Here is a 16,587-nt window from a genome sequence, read left to right as displayed (position 1 = left end):
GACCCACTGTCAAGCGGGAAAAACGAGGGAGCGTCGATGCAATTCGGGGACCACTTGAAATCGCTGGGAATTTCCAACATCCGCATGTTGGGCGACAGCATCACCGCTGGCTTGAAGGCCAGCCAGCCGCATCTGGCCTGGCCTCCTCTGTTCGCAGCCGAGGTCGACGGCTTGCCGATCCAGAACCACGCTGTTCCAGGTACCGTGTTGCAGGGCTCACGCCTAGCGGATGGCAAGCCGCGGCCGGACAATGGGCTCGGCCGCTTCAAACGGGCTCTTCTGAATGAGCCGCATCGCGATGCGATCCTGATCCTCTACGGCTACAACGACGCCCGCTATACGGCGGCTCCGGAGACCATGAATGTGCGGAATTTCACGCGCGACTATGGCCGGATGCTGGAAAGGCTGATCGAAGCCGGCCACGGCGAGCGGCTCGCAATCGGCAGCCCGCCCTACATCCCCGATGCCGGGTTTTTTGGTCGGCAGCGCCGGCTTCACCGGCCAGACGCGAACGGGTTTCGAAGGTTATGTCGAGATCGTAGGCATGCTGGCGCGACGCTTCTCACTCTTCTATGCACCTGTTTACAAGAGCATGAAAGCTCATGGCGACGGCGTCTTGGCCTCAGCTGATCAAATCCATCCGAGCGATGCCGGACATCGCGCGATCTCTGGTGCGTTCATAAATGCACATCAGTGAAAGGGCTTCAAGCAGAGGTAGCCCCACCGTCGGCCTCTCCGTCTCCGGCGTGTCGAGCAGATTGCTTAGCGCGTCGACGGCAACATAGCCCCTGGTCGCCACAAGAAGAGCCGAGGGCTCGATTGAAGGACACGCTCGCGGCTAACCAGTCCGTGTATGGGCGGCGGCCCGATCAGTGTCGGCCGACGTCCTCGGCACTTCATCTTGCGGAAGTCTCGCGCGCGGCCTCCCGGATCGTCTGCATCAAAATAGATAGCGGCAATGAGGGGATGGCATCCGTGCGCATCGTCAGGCCCACAGGCCCTTTCGTTTCGCTCGTATCGATCGGCAGTACCGCCAGCACGCCGTCCTCGATGTCGGCTGCCACAACGCCAGTCGAGATGATCCAGATTGCGTCGCTTGAGCGCAGGAAGGCGCGGCCGAAAGAATCGGAAACCGTCTCGATCTGGTTTGGCAGATTCGGTACGCCATTGGCGATTAGAAAACTTTCGACGAAAGGACGGATGATCGAGGCCCGCGTCGGCATCAGCACCGTGTAATCCGCGAGTGCGGCAAAGGGCGACTGTTTGGTTTTCAGCAGCGGGTGGCCAGCCCGGACGGCAAACACCACCTGCTCGGAATAGAGATGCTCAAAGGAAAAGCCTGCCATCTTTTCCGCTCCGGCAAGGCGTCCGACGACAAGATCGAGGTCGCCGACTCGAAGCTGCTCCAAAAGCACCGCATTTTCCCCAGTCACGATCTTGATGCGGCTCCAAGTATTTTCTTTGAGGAATAGCGCCATCGCCTGCGGCATGACGCGCGTCGAAACCGTCGGAAGCGCGCCGATGCGGATCGGCGGAGCATCGCCCACCCGCTCCTGGGTGACGGAATCGAGCCCGTGGCGGAGCGCCGTCAGCGCCGCGCCCGCATGCTTCAGGAACACCTCACCGTACCGTGTGATCTTGATGCCGCGCCCGTCGCGCTCGAAAACCGCAACGCCAAGCACCTCTTCCAGTTCGCGGATCGTCTTCGTCACCGCAGGCTGGCTGACACGCAGGAGTTCAGCCGCCTTCATGACGCTTTTCTGCCGCGCAACCTCGACAAAGGTCTGTAGATGGCGAAACTTGATACGGCTGTCGATCATTGGTCACATAACCCACAAGTTATCGGAAAGCCACGAAATATCATTTTACCTAACCGAATTAAACATTCAATTTCGTGTCAGGAGGAAGTTCCGTGCAATTTGCCCGCGTCAACGATGTCACGATTCACTATCAAATCATTGGTGGCCCTGCCGACAAGCCGGTCATTGTCTTTGCCAATTCGCTCGGCACGGATTTCAGGATCTGGCGCGATGTGATCGTGCGGCTGGCAGGCGATTTTGCAATCGTGCTTTACGACAAGCGCGGGCATGGTCTTTCGGATGTCGGCCAGTTGCCGTATTCAATCGACGATCATGCCTCAGACCTGATCGGCCTCCTGGAGACGCTTGAAGTCGAGCAGGCCTTCATCTGCGGCCTTTCGGTCGGAGGGCTCATCGCGCAGTCGCTTTACCAGCAGCGCCCGGATATCGTTCGCGGCCTGATCCTTTGCGATACGGCACACAAGATCGGCACCGCCGAAACATGGAACGCCCGCATCGAGGCGGTCGAAAATAACGGGATCGGCAGCATCGTCGATGCGGTGATGGAGCGTTGGTTCACGCCGGCCTTCCGCCGCCCGGAAAATCCAGCCTATGCAGGCTACTGCAACATGCTTGCCCGCCAGAACGTCGAAGGCTATGCGGCAACCTGCGGCGCCATCCGCGATGCCGATTTCACAAACGCCGCAGGCAAGATTGCAGTTCCTACCATCTGCATTGTCGGCGATCAGGACGCTTCGACGCCACCCGACCTGGTGAGGTCCACCGCGCAGTTGATCCCGAACGCCCGGTTTGAAACGATCCGCGATGCCGGCCACATCCCCTGCGTTGAGCAACCGGAGGCGCTTACCGCCGTCATCCGCGCCTTCATCGATTTCGCCTTGCATGGAGAACTAAGCCCATGAATGAAGCCTCCACCCCGTCCGAACGCTACCGGCAGGGCATGGCGACCCGCCGCGCGATCCTCGGCCACGACCACGTCGATCGCGCCGAAGCAGGCTCGACGGCTTTCGACAAGCCGTTTCAGGACCTGATTACGGAGGCTGCCTGGGGGCATGTCTGGTCGCGTCCAACCTTCACGAAACGCGAGCGCTCGATCGTAACGATCGCGCTTCTGGCAGCCCTGGGCCAGGATGACGAGACTGCGATGCATGTTCGCGCTACGGCCAATACGGGTGCCAGCCGCCAGGATGTTTGCGAAGCGCTGCTGCACGTGGCGATCTATGCGGGTGTTCCGGCTGCCAATCACGCGATCAAAATCGCCAAACAGGTTTTCGAGCAGATGGACGCCGAAAAGACAGCCTGAGAGGAAGAGATGTCCGATATTTCGAACCGCAAGCCGGAAACCGGTGCCTTCTTCGCCCGCGACCGCGCCTGGCATCCACCAGCCTATGCGCCAGGCTACAAGACCTCGGTGCTGCGTTCCCCACAACGCGCGTTACTGTCGCTCGACAGCACGATTTCAGAGATTACCGGGCCGGTCTTTGGCCATTCGATGATCGGTGAACTCGACAATGACCTGATCCACAACTTCGCCCGCCCCGGCGAGAGCGCCATCGGCGAGCGCATTATCGTTCACGGCCGGGTGCTCGACGAGCGTGGCCGGCCAGTCTCGGGCGCGCTGGTCGAATTCTGGCAGGCCAACGCCGGCGGGCGTTATCGCCACAAGAAAGAAACCTATCTCGCGGCCATCGATCCCAATTTCGGCGGCTGCGGGCGCTGCATCACCGACGAATATGGGCAATACTCCTTCCGCACCATTCGCCCCGGCGCCTATCCGTGGCCGAATGGCGTCAACGACTGGCGCCCGGCGCACATCCACTTCTCGATCTTCGGCCACGGCTTTGCTCAGCGGCTGATCACGCAGATGTATTTCGACGGCGACCCGATGATCTGGAAATGTCCGATCGTCGGCACGATCCCGGACAAGGCCGCAATCGAGCAGCTCATTGCACCGCTCGACTGGGGCAACACCATCCCCATGGACGCGCGCGCCTACAAGTTCGATATCGTTCTGCGCGGCCGCCGCTCGATCCTGTTCGAGAACCGGCTGGAGGGCAACTGATCATGCAGGAACTCGGCTATCTCAAGGAAACCCCGTCGCAAACGGCAGGTCCCTATGTCCATATTGGCCTGACGCCGGATTTCTGTGATATCGGTGGGGTTTACGCACAAGACCTCGGTAGCGCGATGGTCAACGAAAAGACCCTTGGCGAGCGCATCACCGTGACCGGCCACATCTATGATGGAACAGGCGCGCCCGTGCGTGACGCGGTCGTCGAAATCTGGCAGGCCGACAGCGCCGGACTTTACAACAGCCCATCGGAAATGCGTGGCGCGGCCGACCCGAATTTTGCCGGTTGGGGTCGCTGCCCGACCAGCGCCGAAGACGGCGTCTATCGATTCGAAACCGTCAAGCCTGGCTGCGTGCCCTTCAAGGACGGCCGCACGATGGCACCGCACATCTCTTTCTGGATTGTTGCGCGCGGCATCAATATTGGGCTCCACACCCGCATGTACTTTCCGGAAGAGGCAGACGCCAACAACGCCGATCCGCTGCTTGCCCGTATCGAACACGGCGAGCGCATTGCAACAATGATCGCGACCCGCGACGGCGCAACCTATACGTTTGAAATCCGCCTTCAGGGGGAGAAGGAAACGGTTTTTCTCGACATTTGATGAGCAGGTGAGATAAGGCGCTTTTCCATTTAATGCAGGCGCTTCCTGCTGGAAGCCGATGCCGCCTGCACCCCGTTTACAATCACAGCGAGCAGCGCGCGTGTCGAAACGACGATAGGCGGGTTGTTAAAAATGCTGCACCGCAGTAAGACTTTTGACGGGCTGAACCTTGATGGTGGAAACATGCAGAAAACATTCGGGCACGTCCTGACGGCACACAAGGGCCTTGGTCCAGGTTTTGACTTCCTCAGAATTGCCCTGGCTTTTTCAATAGTATTGGCACATTCATTTTTGCTGACTGGAAATGACGCTTTTTTCCGTTCGAGCCCGTTGTGGTTTGCCGAATACGCACTGGTTCCGATGTTCTTCGCTCTCAGCGGGTTTCTGATCGCCGGCAGCGCTCAGCGCCTCAGCCTGAAGAACTTTCTCTTGAACCGCGGACTGCGCATCGTTCCTGCTCTTGCGGTCGATATCGTCGTCTGCGCGCTCATCATCGGCCCGCTGGTGACGACCGTCGCTGTGCGTGACTATTTTCTCGGCGCCGACTTCTACAGGTATTTTCTCAACATCATCGGCTGGATTCATTACAGCCTGCCGGGTGTATTTGAGCAAAACCCGACGCATCGGGTGAACGGAGCTCTGTGGACCGTGCCATGGGAAATCTTCTGCTACATCATCATGTCTGCGCTCATGATCACCTCGATCATCAAGTCATGGCAGAAGCTGGCACTTTTGACTGGTGGCTTTATCCTGAGCGGGCTTCTCGTCCAGTCCTTCGGACATCTGCTGCCCTATCGCGTAAACCTGGTCTTGAGCACGCTGTTCGTCAGCCGCGGCGCACAGCTGGTATTTGCGTTTCTGCTCGGCATCTTAGCCTATCAATTGCGGGAGTTCATTCCGCATAAAAAATCACTGTTCTTGGCCTGCATGGCAGTTTGCGTGCTGGCGATGCTTATCTTGAGCAGCCCTTCCATCGAGAGCGTGCCAAACAGATTGCTCGTAGTCCCCGCGCTCGTCTATATCACGGTATTTGTCGGTCTGACGCCGGTGCCCCTGCCCTCCGTCTTTCACAAGGGCGACTATTCTTATGGCGTCTATCTTTATCACGATCCCTTTCTTCAGATTTTAATCAGTCTGGCGCCGGGCCTGTTCCTGATCCCGAAAACCGGTGCGCTCGCGCTCTATGCTATCGGCATGTGCGCCGCGATGGGCATTGCTGTCTTTTCCTGGCATATGATCGAGAAGCCGATCTTGGGCATGCGAAAGAAATTCTCGTTCGTTGCAAAGGCGCGAGGCGTCGACGAGAATGCGGACATAACGATTCTGCCCGTCGAGAAACCGGCAAAGGCATAGATGGAAAAGGGACGGACATCCCGTGCCATCTCTGCCGGCATCCTTACAGCCGGTGCGGTTTTCCAACGGCAAGCTGGCGGCAGGAACAGGCAAAATCAATGAGAGGTCACGTGACCGCATCCGCCTTCGACCATCCATTCCTCAGCGGCCTTTTTGGAGACGATGAGATTTCGGCCTATCTTTCGGCGGATGCCGACATCCGCGCGATGCTCTCCTTCGAGGCTGCGCTTGCCAAGGCCGAAGGCGCCCATGGCCTGATCCCACAAAGGGCAGCAAGCCGCATTGCCGAAGCCTGTCGAGGCTTCACTGCCGACATCGCGGGCCTCAAGGTTGCGACCGCCGCAGACGGCGTCGTCGTTCCTGATCTCGTCACGCAACTGCGCAGGTCAGTGGGCGGCGAGGCGGCCCAGTATGTCCATTTCGGGGCGACTAGCCAGGACGCCATCGATACCAGCCTGATGATCAGGCTAAAGGCGATCGTCTTTCTTTTTTCCGGCCGGCTCGATGCCATTGTTCGCGCTCTCGAAGCGCTCGATCGCCAGTTCGGCCAGAACAGTCTGATGGGCCATACCCGCATGCAGGCGGCAATCCCGATTGCCGTTTCGGATCGTCTGTGGTCATGGCGAGCCCCGCTTGAAGGTTATCACGGCCGGCTAGGGGTACAGACGTTTCCCATCCAGTTCGGTGGCGCGGCCGGGACGCTGGACAGGCTGGGCGGCAAGGCTGCCGACATCCGCGCGTCGCTCGCCCAGGAACTTGGACTGACTGACGAGCCTCAATGGCAAAACCAGCGCGCACCAATCGCCGACCTTGCCAACCTCTTTTCGCTGATCACCGGCAGTCTGGGGAAGATGGGCCAGGACATCGCCCTTCTGGCGCAGGCGGGTGGAGAGATCGAACTTGCTGGCGGCGGAAGATCGTCAGCCATGGTGCACAAGCAGAACCCGGTCGGCGCCGAAACGCTTGTCGCTTTTTCCCGCTTCAACGCCGCCCAACTTTCGGCCATCCACCAAGCGCTTGTTCACGAACAGGAACGTTCGGGTGCCGCCTGGACACTTGAATGGCTCGTGCTGCCGCAGATGGTCATGGCGACCGCGGGCGCCCTGCGGCTTGCGCGCGAGCTGACCGGTAATATCCTCCGCCTCGGGGGCTCGTAGGCAAGCTTCCTTCCTCACCCTTTTTGTCAGCCTCAGGCAGATGCTTAACATAATGCACCAGTTATGAATTACCGTATTTATTTCATTTTACATTACCGTTTCGCATGACACACTAACGTGAAATTTAGCTGCGCGCTAACCTGGCGGTGGAGTCCGCAGGGTATAAAGGGAGAGGAAAGATGAGACAGCTGGTTCTGGCCGCTGCGGCGGCAATCATCATGGGCACCGCCGCCTGTGCCGACACGATCAAGGTCGGGGTCGTTGGGCCGTTTTCGGGTCCGTTCGCGCTGCAAGGCAAGAACTTCAAGGCCGGGATCGACGCCTATATGGCAACGAATGGCGCCACGATCGGCGACAATACCGTCGAAATCATCTATCGCGACTTGCCGGCCGCCGATCCGGCCAAGTCCAAGGCGCTTGCCCAGGAACTCGTCGTCAAGGAGAAAGTCCAGTATCTGGCCGGGTTCTATTTCACGCCTGACGCAATGGCCGTCACGCCCATCCTGAAACAGGCCAATACGCCGCTCGTGATCATGAACGCCGCAACCTCTGCGATCGTCACCAAAAGCCCTCTGGTCGTTCGTACATCCTTCACCCTTTGGCAAACTGCCATGCCAATGGCCAAGGTCGCGTTCGACAAAGGCATTAAGAAGGTCATCTCGGTTGTCAGCGACTACGGTCCGGGGGTCGATGCTGAAAACGCCTTCAAGGCAGGCTTCGAAAAGCAAGGCGGGGAAATCGTCGAAGCGATCCGTATGCCACTCGCCACCAACGATTTCAGCCCAATCATGCAGCGCATCAAGGATTCGGGTGCTGAGGGCGTCTTTGCATTCCTGCCGTCTGGTCCGCCGACGCTTGGCTTCGTGAAGTCCTATAGCGAGAATGGCCTGAAAGCCGCCGGCATACAACTCTTTGCGACCGGCGACCTGACGCAGGAATCCGACCTTCCGGCGCTCGGCGAGGCCGCTCTCGGCATATTGACGACATACCACTACGCGGTTTCGCATGACTCGCCCGAAAACAAGGCCTTCGTTGCAGCCGCCGGCAAGGCACTCGGCAATCCGGCCGAACTTACTTTCCCAGCCGTCGGGGCCTATGACGGCATGCACGTCATTTACAAGATGATCGAGGCAACTGGCGGCAAGCAGGATGCTGAAAAAGCTGTCGAAGCGGTAAAGGGCCTTTCCTGGATGAGCCCGCGCGGCCCCGTTTCCATCGATCCCGAAAGCCGCCACATCACAGAAAACATCTATCTGCGCGAAGTCGCCAAGGATGCGGACGGCAAATACATCAACAAGGAAATCCAGACATTTGAAAAGCAGGGGGATCCAGGTCTGGCGGCGACAAAGTAAGGAGTAAGGCTTGCTTAAAAGGCGATCGCTCGGACCACCCATCAGCCCATCCCCGTTGTCGGCGAAAGGGCATATGGCGCAAACCGCAAGTCTTCTCTCCCGGCAAGGGAGAAGGTTCCGGCAGGTGATGGGGCGGGACGTCGCCCTCAACGACGCAGAGCGGGCTCCAGCACCTGCTGAGATAAGGAACACACGAGCCTCATGCAGACTGTCTTCAGCATTGCCGTCGACGCGCTTGCCTATGGCATGGTGCTGTTCGTGATCTCGATCGGCCTTTCGGTCACCATGGGCCTGATGCGGGTCGTCAACCTTGCCCACGGTGCCTTCGCCATGATCGGCGGGTACATTGCCTCCTATGCAGCGCGCGATCTTGGCCTTGGCTACGGCGTCGCAGTTCTTGTCGCCGTCACTGGAACCATCGTCATCGCCATTCCGGTCGAACGTTTCCTCTACCGGCGCATCTACGGCGCGCCGGAACTGACCCAGGTTCTGATGACGATCGGCATCACCTTCTGCATCATCGGCATAGCCAACTACGTCATGGGGCCGACGCTGAAAACCATCCCATTGCCAGACGGCCTGCGGGGCTCCGCCGATCTAGGCTTCCGCACCATTCCGGTGCATCGGCTTTTTGCCATCTTCTGCGGCTTCGCGGTCGCCGGCGCCCTTTGGTACACGATCGAAAAGACCAGTTTCGGCGTAAAACTGCGCGCATCCGTCGATAATGCCGCCATGGCCGCCGCCCTTGGGGTGCGCACGGAGATCATTTATGCACTGAGCTTCGCAGGCGCCGTCGGCCTGGCCGCCTTTGGCGGCGTGGTCGGCGCGGAGCTCTTGCCGGTCGAGCCCTATTATGCGCTGCGCTACATGGTGACTTTCCTCGTCGTTGTCTCGGTCGGCGGCGCAGGCTCGATTCCCGGCGCACTGATCGCCTGCCTGGTTCTTGGCGGCATCGACACCACGGGCCGCTATCTGATGCCGGAATACGGGGAATTCTTCTTCTATCTCGCCGTCATTGCAATCATCTGCGTTTTTCCGCGCGGCTTTGCCGGAAGGGTGAAGTAGGATGACGCTCGCCATGAACACGCAAACTACGACAGCAGTATCCATTCGGCGCAATCGCTTTTTCGTGCGCGATACAGCCGGCATTGCCGCAATCGTCGCGCTCGCCAGCATCGGCTATTTACTCTTTCCGGATAACCTTGCGCTGCTGACGCGCGTCATCGCAATCGCATTGCTCGTTCTCTCGCTTGATCTCGTCACCGGATATTGCGGCGTGGCGACGCTCGGCCATGCAGCACTCTTCGGCTCCGGCGCCTATGCAGCGGGCATCGTCTCGGCCCATTACGGCATCACCGATCCTCTTTTGATGACGCTTGCCGGTATCACCGGTGGCGCTGCGGCTGGCCTCGTCTGCGGCATCGTCATCCTGCGTGCCCACGGACTGCCGCAGCTTGTCCTTTCGATCGCGCTCATCAACCTCTTCCACGAATTCGCCAACAAGGCATCATCCTGGACCGGCGGCAGCGATGGCTTGTCCGGCATCTCGGCCGATCCAATCTTCGGCACCTTCGAGTTCGACCTTTACGGCCATACCGCCTATGTTTTCGGGGTGATCCTGCTGCTTGTCGTCTTCATTCTTCTGCGCCTTGTCGTGCGTTCGCCCTTTGGCATGCTCTGCCGCGGGATCAAGGAAGATGCCTTGCGCATCCGAGCCATGGGCGCCTCGCCGAAAGCGGCGCTGATGAAGATGTATGTGATTTCAGGCGCCGTCGCCGGTGTCGGTGGAGCCCTCAATGCCATCTCCACACAGGTGGTCGGCCTCGACAGCCTCTCCTTCACGCTTTCGGCCGAAAGCCTCGTGATGCTCGTTCTCGGCGGCACCGGCTCGCTTTTCGGTGCGCTCTCCGGCACCGTCATCTTCATGCTCTTCGAAGATTATGTTTCGGCTGCAAACCCGTTCCACTGGCTGACGATGGTCGGCGCGTTACTGGTCGCTGTCGTCCTCCTCGCCCCGAAGGGCCTTTATGGGACCGCAACTTCCTTTTTCGTGCGTCGGAAGGAGACTGCGCAATGAGCCCCGTCTTCGAAGTCATCAATCTCAGGAAATGCTTCGGTGGCCTCGTGGTAACCAACGATGTATCGATCTCGCTGGCAGCAGGTGACCGCGTCGCGCTCATTGGCCCGAACGGCGCTGGAAAGACCACTTTCGTCAATCTCGTCACTGGCAACCTTTCGCCGGACGCCGGCGATGTCCGCCTCGGTGGCGAGACCGTGACGAGAATTGGTGCGGCGGGCCGCGTCAGGCGCGGCCTCGTCCGTTCCTTCCAGGTCACACGGCTCTTCCAGGATATGACGCCGGCCGAACACGTCGCGCTTGCGATCCTGCAGCGTGACGGACTGACTGGCCGGATGTTCGGCAACTTTCTCGCGATGCCGGACCTCATGACAGAAGTCACCTATCTGCTCGGCGCACTCGGCCTTGGCGATCTCATGTGCCGCAGGGTCGGTGAAATTGCTTATGGACAGCAGCGTCTCCTCGAGATTGCCGTCGCCACGGCACTGAAACCGAAGGTGCTGTTGCTTGATGAACCTGCTGCCGGCGTGCCGCAAAGCGATACCGCCCGGATCGAGCAGGCGCTCGCCGATCTGCCGGCCGATCTCGCGGTGTTGATGATCGAGCACGATATGGACCTCGTGTTCCGCTTCGCCAGGCGTGTCATCGTGCTTGCAGCGGGAACCATCATCTTCGACGGCTCGCCGGTCGAGGTCACCAAGGATGCGCGCGTGCGCGAGGCTTATCTCGGGAGCTATGCCAATGCCAGCCACGCCGCTTGAGGTCGACAATCTCTCCGCTGGCTATGGGCCGACGCGCGTTCTCGAAAACGTTTCGTTTGCCGTGCCCGCAGGCGCCCGCCTTGCCATCCTTGGCCGCAACGGAATGGGCAAGACAACCTTGCTTGCGACGCTTGCCGGACAGACCAGGCGTTATGACGGCCGCATCCGCCTCGGCTCCGCAGACCTCACCGCCATGGCCAGCTCCGCTCGCGCCCGTCAAGGGCTCGGTTATGTGCCGCAGGCGCGCTGCATCTTCCCGACGCTGACGGTTGAGGAAAACCTCTTCGTCGGCCTCAAAGGCCGGCCGAAGGCGTCGCTCGAAGAGGCGTACGCGATGTTTCCACGTCTGAAGGAGCGCCGCCGCAATCTCGGCGGCCAACTCTCCGGCGGCGAGCAGCAGATGTTGTCGACTGCCCGCACGATTCTCGGCCGCCCCTCCGTTCTGCTGCTTGACGAACCTCTGGAAGGTCTCGCACCCATCATTTGCGAAGAGTTGATGGCCGCGTTTTCCGAACTCACCAAGACCGGCGACATGACGATCCTGCTTGTCGAACAACGCATCCAGAGCGCGCTCGACTTCGCCGATCAGGTCATCATCCTAGAACGGGGACGCCTTGCGTGGACCGGCACGCCCGAAGCGCTGTCGATGGATCACGCCGCCGTGGAACGTCTGCTCGGGGTTGGCGGGCTGCACTAGGTCACGTGGCGTGGCGCCTCGTCAGTCGTTATGTCGAAAGCTGCGTCATACGTGACCATGCCGGACGGCATTTCACCGCTGAAGCACAATGCCTGAAAATATTCGGCCGGAACACCTGCAAGCCTGAGGCGAGCATCCGCCTTGAAGCCGAACCGGCCGTAATACTTGGGATCGCCAAGCAGGACGCATCCCTGGGCGCCGAGTTTGCGGATGGCTGCAAGTCCGACCTTCACCAGGCCAGTACCGATTCCCTCGCCCTGCCTTTCGGGTGTTACCGCGATTGGTCCGAGGCCGTACCAGCCCAAATCCCTGCCGTTGATCATCACCGGTGAGAACGCGACATGGCCGACGATACGGCCTCCATCTTCGGCAACGAGCGTGGCGGAAAGCGCTCTGTTCCCGCGCAAGGCATCGACGATTGCCGCTTCGGTCCGGCTGCTGTAGGCCTTGCCGGCAAACGCCGTGCTGACCAGCTCGCGGATCGCCGGAATATCGGCTTTTGTCTCATTGCGGATGCGCATGATGAACTCCATTGCAGTGCCGCACATAACAGACCGGAGCGCCTTGCGTCAAAACGATGCTTGCATCGAACCAAGGACTCCTCTTCAATCAGGCACCGCAATGAAGGAGCGCGCCCCGCTTGTCTTTCCCCTTATTCGACCTCACCGGCCGCCGAGCGCTTGTTACCGGCTCCAGCCAGGGCATCGGTTATGGGCTGGCCCTCGGCCTTGCAGAACACGGCGCTTGCCTGGTCATCAATGGCCGCAATGCCGAGAAGGCGGCAGCTGCAGCAGAGACGATCAGGGCGAGAGGACTGCATGCGCTAAGTGTCGCCTTCGACGTGACCGATGCTGCCGCCGCGCGCGAAGGCGTCGCCTATATCGAAAGCGAGATCGGCCCGGTCGACATCCTCGTCAACAATGCCGGAATGCAGTTTAGAACGCCGTTGGAATCTTTCCCGATCGAAAAGTGGGATGAACTGCTTAAGACCAATGTCTCAAGCATTTTCTATGTCAGCCAGCCCGTGGCGCAGGCGATGATCGGGCGCGGCAGGGGCAAGATCATCAACATCGCCTCTGTCCAGGCTGAACTCGCCCGGCCGGGCATTGCTCCTTATACGGCGACCAAGGGTGCAGTCAGAAATCTCACCCGCGGCATGGCGACCGACTGGGCAAAGTACGGCCTGCAGGTGAATGCGATCGCCCCCGGCTATTTCAAAACGCCGCTCAACCAGGCGCTGGTGGACGATCCGAAATTCTCCGCCTGGCTGGAGACGCGCACACCTGCAGGCCGATGGGGCAATGTCGAGGAACTGGTCGGCGCGGCGGTCTTTCTCGCTTCGGACGCTTCCTCTTTCGTCAACGGCCATATGCTGATGGTCGATGGCGGCATCGCCGCCAGCCTCTAGTATTGCCGGCTGCGCGAACGCAACCGGCAAGATTCCGTGGATCTGCCAATAGGACGGCCTTGCAATCGTTTGACCTCAATCTTGTGACATTCAATCCGGCGAAGATGGATTAGAAAGTGGAGAATTGTATTTTCGCCCCGGAAGAGCCACCTAATAGAACAGGAGATGTCCGCCGGCTTTCAGACTCGGGCATTTCCGTTTACGCAAAGCAAACCATATCCGGCTGCTTTCGGACCAACTCCTGCTGCCTTAGGAAAATCTACTCCTTCTGCTGCTAGCGATTGGGAGAATAGGCAAGATAGAGGCACCCCCGCGGAATTCCGCACTTCGCATCAGGGTTAAACTATGATTACGATAGCGCTGTGCGGGAGCCCGATTTTGAAGAACCATGAGTAACGATCAGTTTCAGGTAAAATTTTGGGGCGTTCGCGGCAGCATCCCGGTATCGGGCCCCGAATTCGATCACTACGGCGGCAACACCACCTGCATCGAACTGCGCTGCGGCGGCCACCGGTTGATCTTCGACGCAGGCTCCGGGCTGCGCGAGGCCGGGCTTGCGATGCTCAACGAAGGCGTCAAGCAGGTCGATCTGTTCTTCAGCCACTGTCACTACGACCACATCATTGGATTGCCCTTCTTCAAGGCGATTTACTATCCCTCGATCAGTCTCAACATCTGGTCCGGCCATCTCGACGGCAAGATGAGCACCAAGGATATGGTCGATCAGTTCATCAGCCCGCCCTGGTTTCCGGTAAAGACCGATATCTGCCAGGCAACGATGAACTTCCGCGATTTCCATGCCGGCGACATGCTTTCTCCGCGCGAAGGTGTGCGCATTAAGACCTACAAGCTGAACCATCCAGGCGGGGCGATCGGCTATCGCATAGAGTGGGGCGGCCGGATCGTCGCGCTTGTATTCGACGTCGAGCATATCCCCGGCACTTATGACCCGGTGTCTCTGGAATTGATGAAGGATGCGGATCTGGCGATCTACGACTGCACCTACAACGAAGACGAGATGCAGCGTTTCAAGGGCTTTGGCCACTCGACCTGGCAGCACGGCATCGAATTGGCCAAAAAGGCAGGAACGAAACGCTTCGCGCTCTTCCATCACGCGCCTTCGCGCACGGACGAGCAGCTTGGCCAGATGGAAAAGAATGCCCAGGCAGCATTCCCCGGCGCCTTCGCCGCGCGTGACAATCAGGTCGTCGACATCTGATCTTTCAGCAGCTCAGCTGCCGGTTTCCATAAAATCGCCTGATGACTGTTGGCCTCCGAGAGAAATGCTTCGGTAAATTTCCACGCCGTCTCGTCATGCGCGAGGTGATGGGTCAGCAAACCGACCGGCTCGTTTCGGCCTTCGAAGCGGTCCTGCAGTTCTCCCACAAGTTCGCTTACAATTTCGTCATGCGGCCGGCCGACGCGCGGCCCCTTTCCGTCCGCTCGCCGTCCCATGATATCGATATGGGTGTTGAGGAGCGGGATCGCCGCCTCCGCGGTCGCCCGACCGAACGTCGACAGGCATTCGAAACCAAGTGCCGGGAGCTTGGCAACAAGGCTGCCGTCGATGCGGTTCCATGGCGGCACCAGCATGGGAATGAACCTGGCCGGATGCAGCCGGTTCAGCGTCAGGAAGCCATCATAAAGTTCGCCAAGCACGGCCTCGGCCAGCCGGTGTCGGCCAAGTTCCTGCTTTTTTTCTTTCGGCGGCGCATAATTCTCGTGCGACCAGCCGTGCACGGCAACACTGACCCCGCTCGCACCCGAAAGCCGTTGAGAAAGTGCTGGACCGGTCTTTGCCGGGATGACGGCAACGGTCACCGGGATCTCATGCGCGCTGGAGAGGCCGAGCAATCTGTCGAGCGCCGCCGTCGGCTCGATCGCATCGTCATCGCGCCACCAGAAGCGGGCCACTCTTCCAGCCTCCCGCCAGCGCGCGAGTTCCTCACGAAGGGGTTTCCAGGTCGAACTGCCGCTCAAGGTTCAACTCCTGCGTATCGTTTCAGTATTCTGTCGAGGTCCAGGGCGGCGAACTCCAGCGATCGCTCCTCCAGCACGAAGTGCCGCGCCGCCGCACCCATTTCCTGGCGTCGCACCGGATCGTCCAGCAGGCGGCCGGTGGCGGCGGCAAAGGCGCTGACATCGCCATCTGCCGTCAATATGCCTGTCACCCCGTCTTCAACGACCGCCGGCACGCCCGCTGTTCGCTGCGCCACCACAGGCAGGCCGGCCGCCTGCCCCTCGAGATAGGCAAGGCCATAGGCTTCACCGCAACCGGGCCAGACATAGATTCCCGATCGAGCGAGCAGACTTGCGACGTCTGACGCACTGCGTTCGCCCAGCCAATCGATGCGGGCGGGCGCGAAATCCGAAAACAGCGCCTCGACTTGCGCCCGCATCGGGCCATCGCCGATGATGCCGAGCGTCCAGGCCTTGTCTTCGATCACGCGCAGTGCCGCAGCCAGCACCTTATAGCTCGCCATCTTGTCGCCGGCGCGCATCATGGCGACCGTCACGAGCCGTTTCGAATCCGGCCGCAGATCGATGTTTTTGATCGATGCGGTGTCGATGAACGGCTTGATTGAAGCAAGACGGGCCTCGGGAACAGCCTGCCTGATCCCTGCCCCGTCGCGTTCAGTGAGCACGATGTTGACCGCCGCCTGCCGGATTGCCGCCGCAACCGTCGCCTGCGCCGATGCCCAGCCGGTGGCATCGCGTTTGCGGGAATAGGACGCCTCGGCAGTGACGTAGGGAATACCGAATTCGGCCGCAAGCACCGGTCCGAAAGGATCCGGCGATTTGTAGTACGGGTGATAGCAGAACCACAGATGCGGTTTTGGTCCACGGCGCCACGTGCTTTTTAGCCGGAAAAGCTCCGCCTGCCTTTCGCCTTCAAGCATCGTTGCTGCCTCGGGAGTTGGCGCAAAATTGCGGAACTCGGAGGCGATCTCGACCGAATGACCGGAACGACGCAGCGCCTCGACAAGCAGCCGTGCCATCAGGCGATCGCCGGATGGTGTCGGATGGTTTGGGGATTTCAGCGGCGCGTAAAATGCAATCCGCATCAGGACGCTCCGTTGAACAAGCGCTTTCTTGCGCCGCCCGTCCAGCCTATCGCAAAAATGACCGCTATTGTCCGTTTCCTTAAAAGTTACTGATCAACATATGGAATGTGATCGTGGCTGGAGAAGAGGGCATTTCGCTTTCACCTCAACATCTCTAGAGCATGATCCTCGAAGCTGTGAAACGGTTTTCCGCAGATCACGCTCCAGTCTCGAACTGGTGG

The 16,587-nt window shown here is 59.8% G+C and carries 18 protein-coding genes; 14 read left to right on the top strand and 4 right to left on the bottom strand.

What is annotated here, in order from left to right:
- Positions 1-36: 36 nt before the first annotated feature.
- Complete coding sequence (locus tag RGR602_RS27535) at positions 37-630, top strand: SGNH/GDSL hydrolase family protein (protein ID WP_082046704.1); 594 nt, start codon at positions 37-39, stop codon at positions 628-630.
- Between the two features lie 266 nt (positions 631-896).
- Here RGR602_RS27535 and pcaQ read toward each other — a convergent pair whose 3' ends face one another.
- Positions 897-1,820, bottom strand: coding sequence for a pca operon transcription factor PcaQ (pcaQ, locus tag RGR602_RS27530; protein WP_040115194.1), 924 nt, complete (start codon positions 1,818-1,820; stop codon positions 897-899).
- A 92-nt stretch (positions 1,821-1,912) separates the two neighbouring features.
- Here pcaQ and pcaD point away from each other — a divergent pair, with 92 nt between their 5' ends.
- The 11 genes from pcaD to RGR602_RS27475 all read left to right on the top strand — a co-directional run bounded on the left by pcaD (position 1,913) and on the right by RGR602_RS27475 (position 11,893).
- Positions 1,913-2,722 (top strand): 3-oxoadipate enol-lactonase, encoded by an 810-nt coding sequence (pcaD, locus tag RGR602_RS27525; protein ID WP_040115193.1) that lies wholly within the window; start codon positions 1,913-1,915, stop codon positions 2,720-2,722.
- Positions 2,719-3,123, top strand: coding sequence for a 4-carboxymuconolactone decarboxylase (gene pcaC, locus RGR602_RS27520; protein WP_040115191.1), 405 nt, complete (start codon positions 2,719-2,721; stop codon positions 3,121-3,123). The genes pcaD and pcaC overlap by 4 nt, the downstream gene beginning before the upstream one ends.
- A 9-nt stretch (positions 3,124-3,132) precedes the next feature.
- Positions 3,133-3,882, top strand: coding sequence for a protocatechuate 3,4-dioxygenase subunit beta (gene pcaH, locus RGR602_RS27515; RefSeq protein ID WP_040115190.1), 750 nt, complete (start codon positions 3,133-3,135; stop codon positions 3,880-3,882).
- A gap of 2 nt (positions 3,883-3,884) precedes the next feature.
- Positions 3,885-4,496 (top strand): protocatechuate 3,4-dioxygenase subunit alpha, encoded by a 612-nt coding sequence (gene pcaG / locus RGR602_RS27510; protein ID WP_040115186.1) that lies wholly within the window; start codon positions 3,885-3,887, stop codon positions 4,494-4,496.
- A gap of 183 nt (positions 4,497-4,679) precedes the next feature.
- Entirely contained in the window at positions 4,680-5,849 is a 1,170-nt protein-coding gene (locus tag RGR602_RS27505) for an acyltransferase family protein (protein WP_040116522.1), read from the top strand.
- Between the two features lie 110 nt (positions 5,850-5,959).
- A complete protein-coding gene (locus RGR602_RS27500) occupies positions 5,960-7,006 on the top strand; it encodes a 3-carboxy-cis,cis-muconate cycloisomerase (RefSeq protein WP_040116521.1) in 1,047 nt (348 codons plus the stop codon).
- A gap of 179 nt (positions 7,007-7,185) precedes the next feature.
- Complete coding sequence (locus RGR602_RS27495) at positions 7,186-8,358, top strand: ABC transporter substrate-binding protein (protein WP_040115185.1); 1,173 nt, start codon at positions 7,186-7,188, stop codon at positions 8,356-8,358.
- Positions 8,359-8,559: 201 nt separating this feature from the next.
- Entirely contained in the window at positions 8,560-9,423 is an 864-nt protein-coding gene (locus RGR602_RS27490; RefSeq protein ID WP_040115184.1) for a branched-chain amino acid ABC transporter permease, read from the top strand.
- A 1-nt stretch (position 9,424) separates the two neighbouring features.
- Positions 9,425-10,435 carry a branched-chain amino acid ABC transporter permease gene (locus RGR602_RS27485; protein ID WP_040115183.1) on the top strand — a complete coding sequence of 337 codons (1,011 nt, stop codon included), beginning with the start codon at positions 9,425-9,427 and terminating at the stop codon, positions 10,433-10,435.
- On the top strand, positions 10,432-11,196 hold the full coding sequence (locus tag RGR602_RS27480) for an ABC transporter ATP-binding protein (protein WP_040115181.1): 765 nt from the start codon (positions 10,432-10,434) through the stop codon (positions 11,194-11,196). The genes RGR602_RS27485 and RGR602_RS27480 overlap by 4 nt, the downstream gene beginning before the upstream one ends.
- Positions 11,177-11,893 carry an ABC transporter ATP-binding protein gene (locus RGR602_RS27475; protein ID WP_040115179.1) on the top strand — a complete coding sequence of 239 codons (717 nt, stop codon included), beginning with the start codon at positions 11,177-11,179 and terminating at the stop codon, positions 11,891-11,893. The genes RGR602_RS27480 and RGR602_RS27475 overlap by 20 nt, the downstream gene beginning before the upstream one ends.
- On the opposite strand, the gene RGR602_RS27470 is transcribed toward RGR602_RS27475, so the two are convergent.
- Positions 11,890-12,414, bottom strand: a complete 525-nt coding sequence (locus RGR602_RS27470; RefSeq protein ID WP_040116520.1) for a GNAT family N-acetyltransferase — start codon at positions 12,412-12,414, stop codon at positions 11,890-11,892. The two genes, RGR602_RS27475 and RGR602_RS27470, sit on opposite strands and share 4 nt — an antisense overlap.
- A 119-nt stretch (positions 12,415-12,533) precedes the next feature.
- Between RGR602_RS27470 and RGR602_RS27465 the strand changes: the two genes are divergently transcribed.
- Positions 12,534-13,301: an SDR family oxidoreductase gene (locus RGR602_RS27465; protein WP_040115177.1), complete on the top strand. Its 768-nt coding sequence runs from the start codon at positions 12,534-12,536 to the stop codon at positions 13,299-13,301.
- Between the two features lie 388 nt (positions 13,302-13,689).
- Positions 13,690-14,520 carry an MBL fold metallo-hydrolase gene (locus RGR602_RS27460; protein ID WP_040115174.1) on the top strand — a complete coding sequence of 277 codons (831 nt, stop codon included), beginning with the start codon at positions 13,690-13,692 and terminating at the stop codon, positions 14,518-14,520.
- Here the strand turns inward: RGR602_RS27460 and RGR602_RS27455 are convergent.
- Together RGR602_RS27455 and RGR602_RS27450 are read right to left on the bottom strand one after the other, a co-directional pair.
- Positions 14,502-15,281 (bottom strand): polysaccharide deacetylase family protein, encoded by a 780-nt coding sequence (locus RGR602_RS27455; RefSeq protein WP_040115172.1) that lies wholly within the window; start codon positions 15,279-15,281, stop codon positions 14,502-14,504. The genes RGR602_RS27460 and RGR602_RS27455 overlap by 19 nt on opposite strands.
- The gene (locus RGR602_RS27450) at positions 15,278-16,366 is read right to left on the bottom strand and encodes a glycosyltransferase family 4 protein (RefSeq protein WP_040115171.1); all 1,089 of its coding nucleotides are present in this window, start codon (positions 16,364-16,366) and stop codon (positions 15,278-15,280) included. Before RGR602_RS27450 ends, RGR602_RS27455 begins: the two co-directional genes overlap by 4 nt.
- Between the last annotated feature and the right edge of the window lie 221 nt (positions 16,367-16,587).

It is taken from the genome of Rhizobium gallicum bv. gallicum R602sp (assembly GCF_000816845.1).
Taxonomy (GTDB): domain Bacteria; phylum Pseudomonadota; class Alphaproteobacteria; order Rhizobiales; family Rhizobiaceae; genus Rhizobium; species Rhizobium gallicum.
The sequence above is the reverse complement of the archived record's forward strand: the minus strand, read 5'-3'. Positions and strand labels throughout refer to the sequence as shown.

Bases quoted from the DNA above. Each gene is read 5' to 3' on its own strand.
- RGR602_RS27490 (WP_040115184.1), top strand. From the start codon at position 8,560: ATGCAGACTGTCTTCAGCATTGCCGTCGACGCGCTTGCCTATGGCATG.
- RGR602_RS27460 (WP_040115174.1), top strand. From the start codon at position 13,690: ATGAGTAACGATCAGTTTCAGGTAAAATTTTGGGGCGTTCGCGGCAGC.
- RGR602_RS27505 (WP_040116522.1), top strand. From the start codon at position 4,680: ATGCAGAAAACATTCGGGCACGTCCTGACGGCACACAAGGGCCTTGGT.
- RGR602_RS27470 (WP_040116520.1), bottom strand. From the start codon at position 12,414: ATGCGCATCCGCAATGAGACAAAAGCCGATATTCCGGCGATCCGCGAG.
- RGR602_RS27475 (WP_040115179.1), top strand. From the start codon at position 11,177: ATGCCAGCCACGCCGCTTGAGGTCGACAATCTCTCCGCTGGCTATGGG.
- RGR602_RS27485 (WP_040115183.1), top strand. From the start codon at position 9,425: ATGACGCTCGCCATGAACACGCAAACTACGACAGCAGTATCCATTCGG.
- pcaH (WP_040115190.1), top strand. From the start codon at position 3,133: ATGTCCGATATTTCGAACCGCAAGCCGGAAACCGGTGCCTTCTTCGCC.
- RGR602_RS27535 (WP_082046704.1), top strand. From the start codon at position 37: ATGCAATTCGGGGACCACTTGAAATCGCTGGGAATTTCCAACATCCGC.
- pcaG (WP_040115186.1), top strand. From the start codon at position 3,885: ATGCAGGAACTCGGCTATCTCAAGGAAACCCCGTCGCAAACGGCAGGT.
- RGR602_RS27495 (WP_040115185.1), top strand. From the start codon at position 7,186: ATGAGACAGCTGGTTCTGGCCGCTGCGGCGGCAATCATCATGGGCACC.
- pcaQ (WP_040115194.1), bottom strand. From the start codon at position 1,820: ATGATCGACAGCCGTATCAAGTTTCGCCATCTACAGACCTTTGTCGAG.
- RGR602_RS27450 (WP_040115171.1), bottom strand. From the start codon at position 16,366: ATGCGGATTGCATTTTACGCGCCGCTGAAATCCCCAAACCATCCGACA.
- pcaC (WP_040115191.1), top strand. From the start codon at position 2,719: ATGAATGAAGCCTCCACCCCGTCCGAACGCTACCGGCAGGGCATGGCG.
- RGR602_RS27480 (WP_040115181.1), top strand. From the start codon at position 10,432: ATGAGCCCCGTCTTCGAAGTCATCAATCTCAGGAAATGCTTCGGTGGC.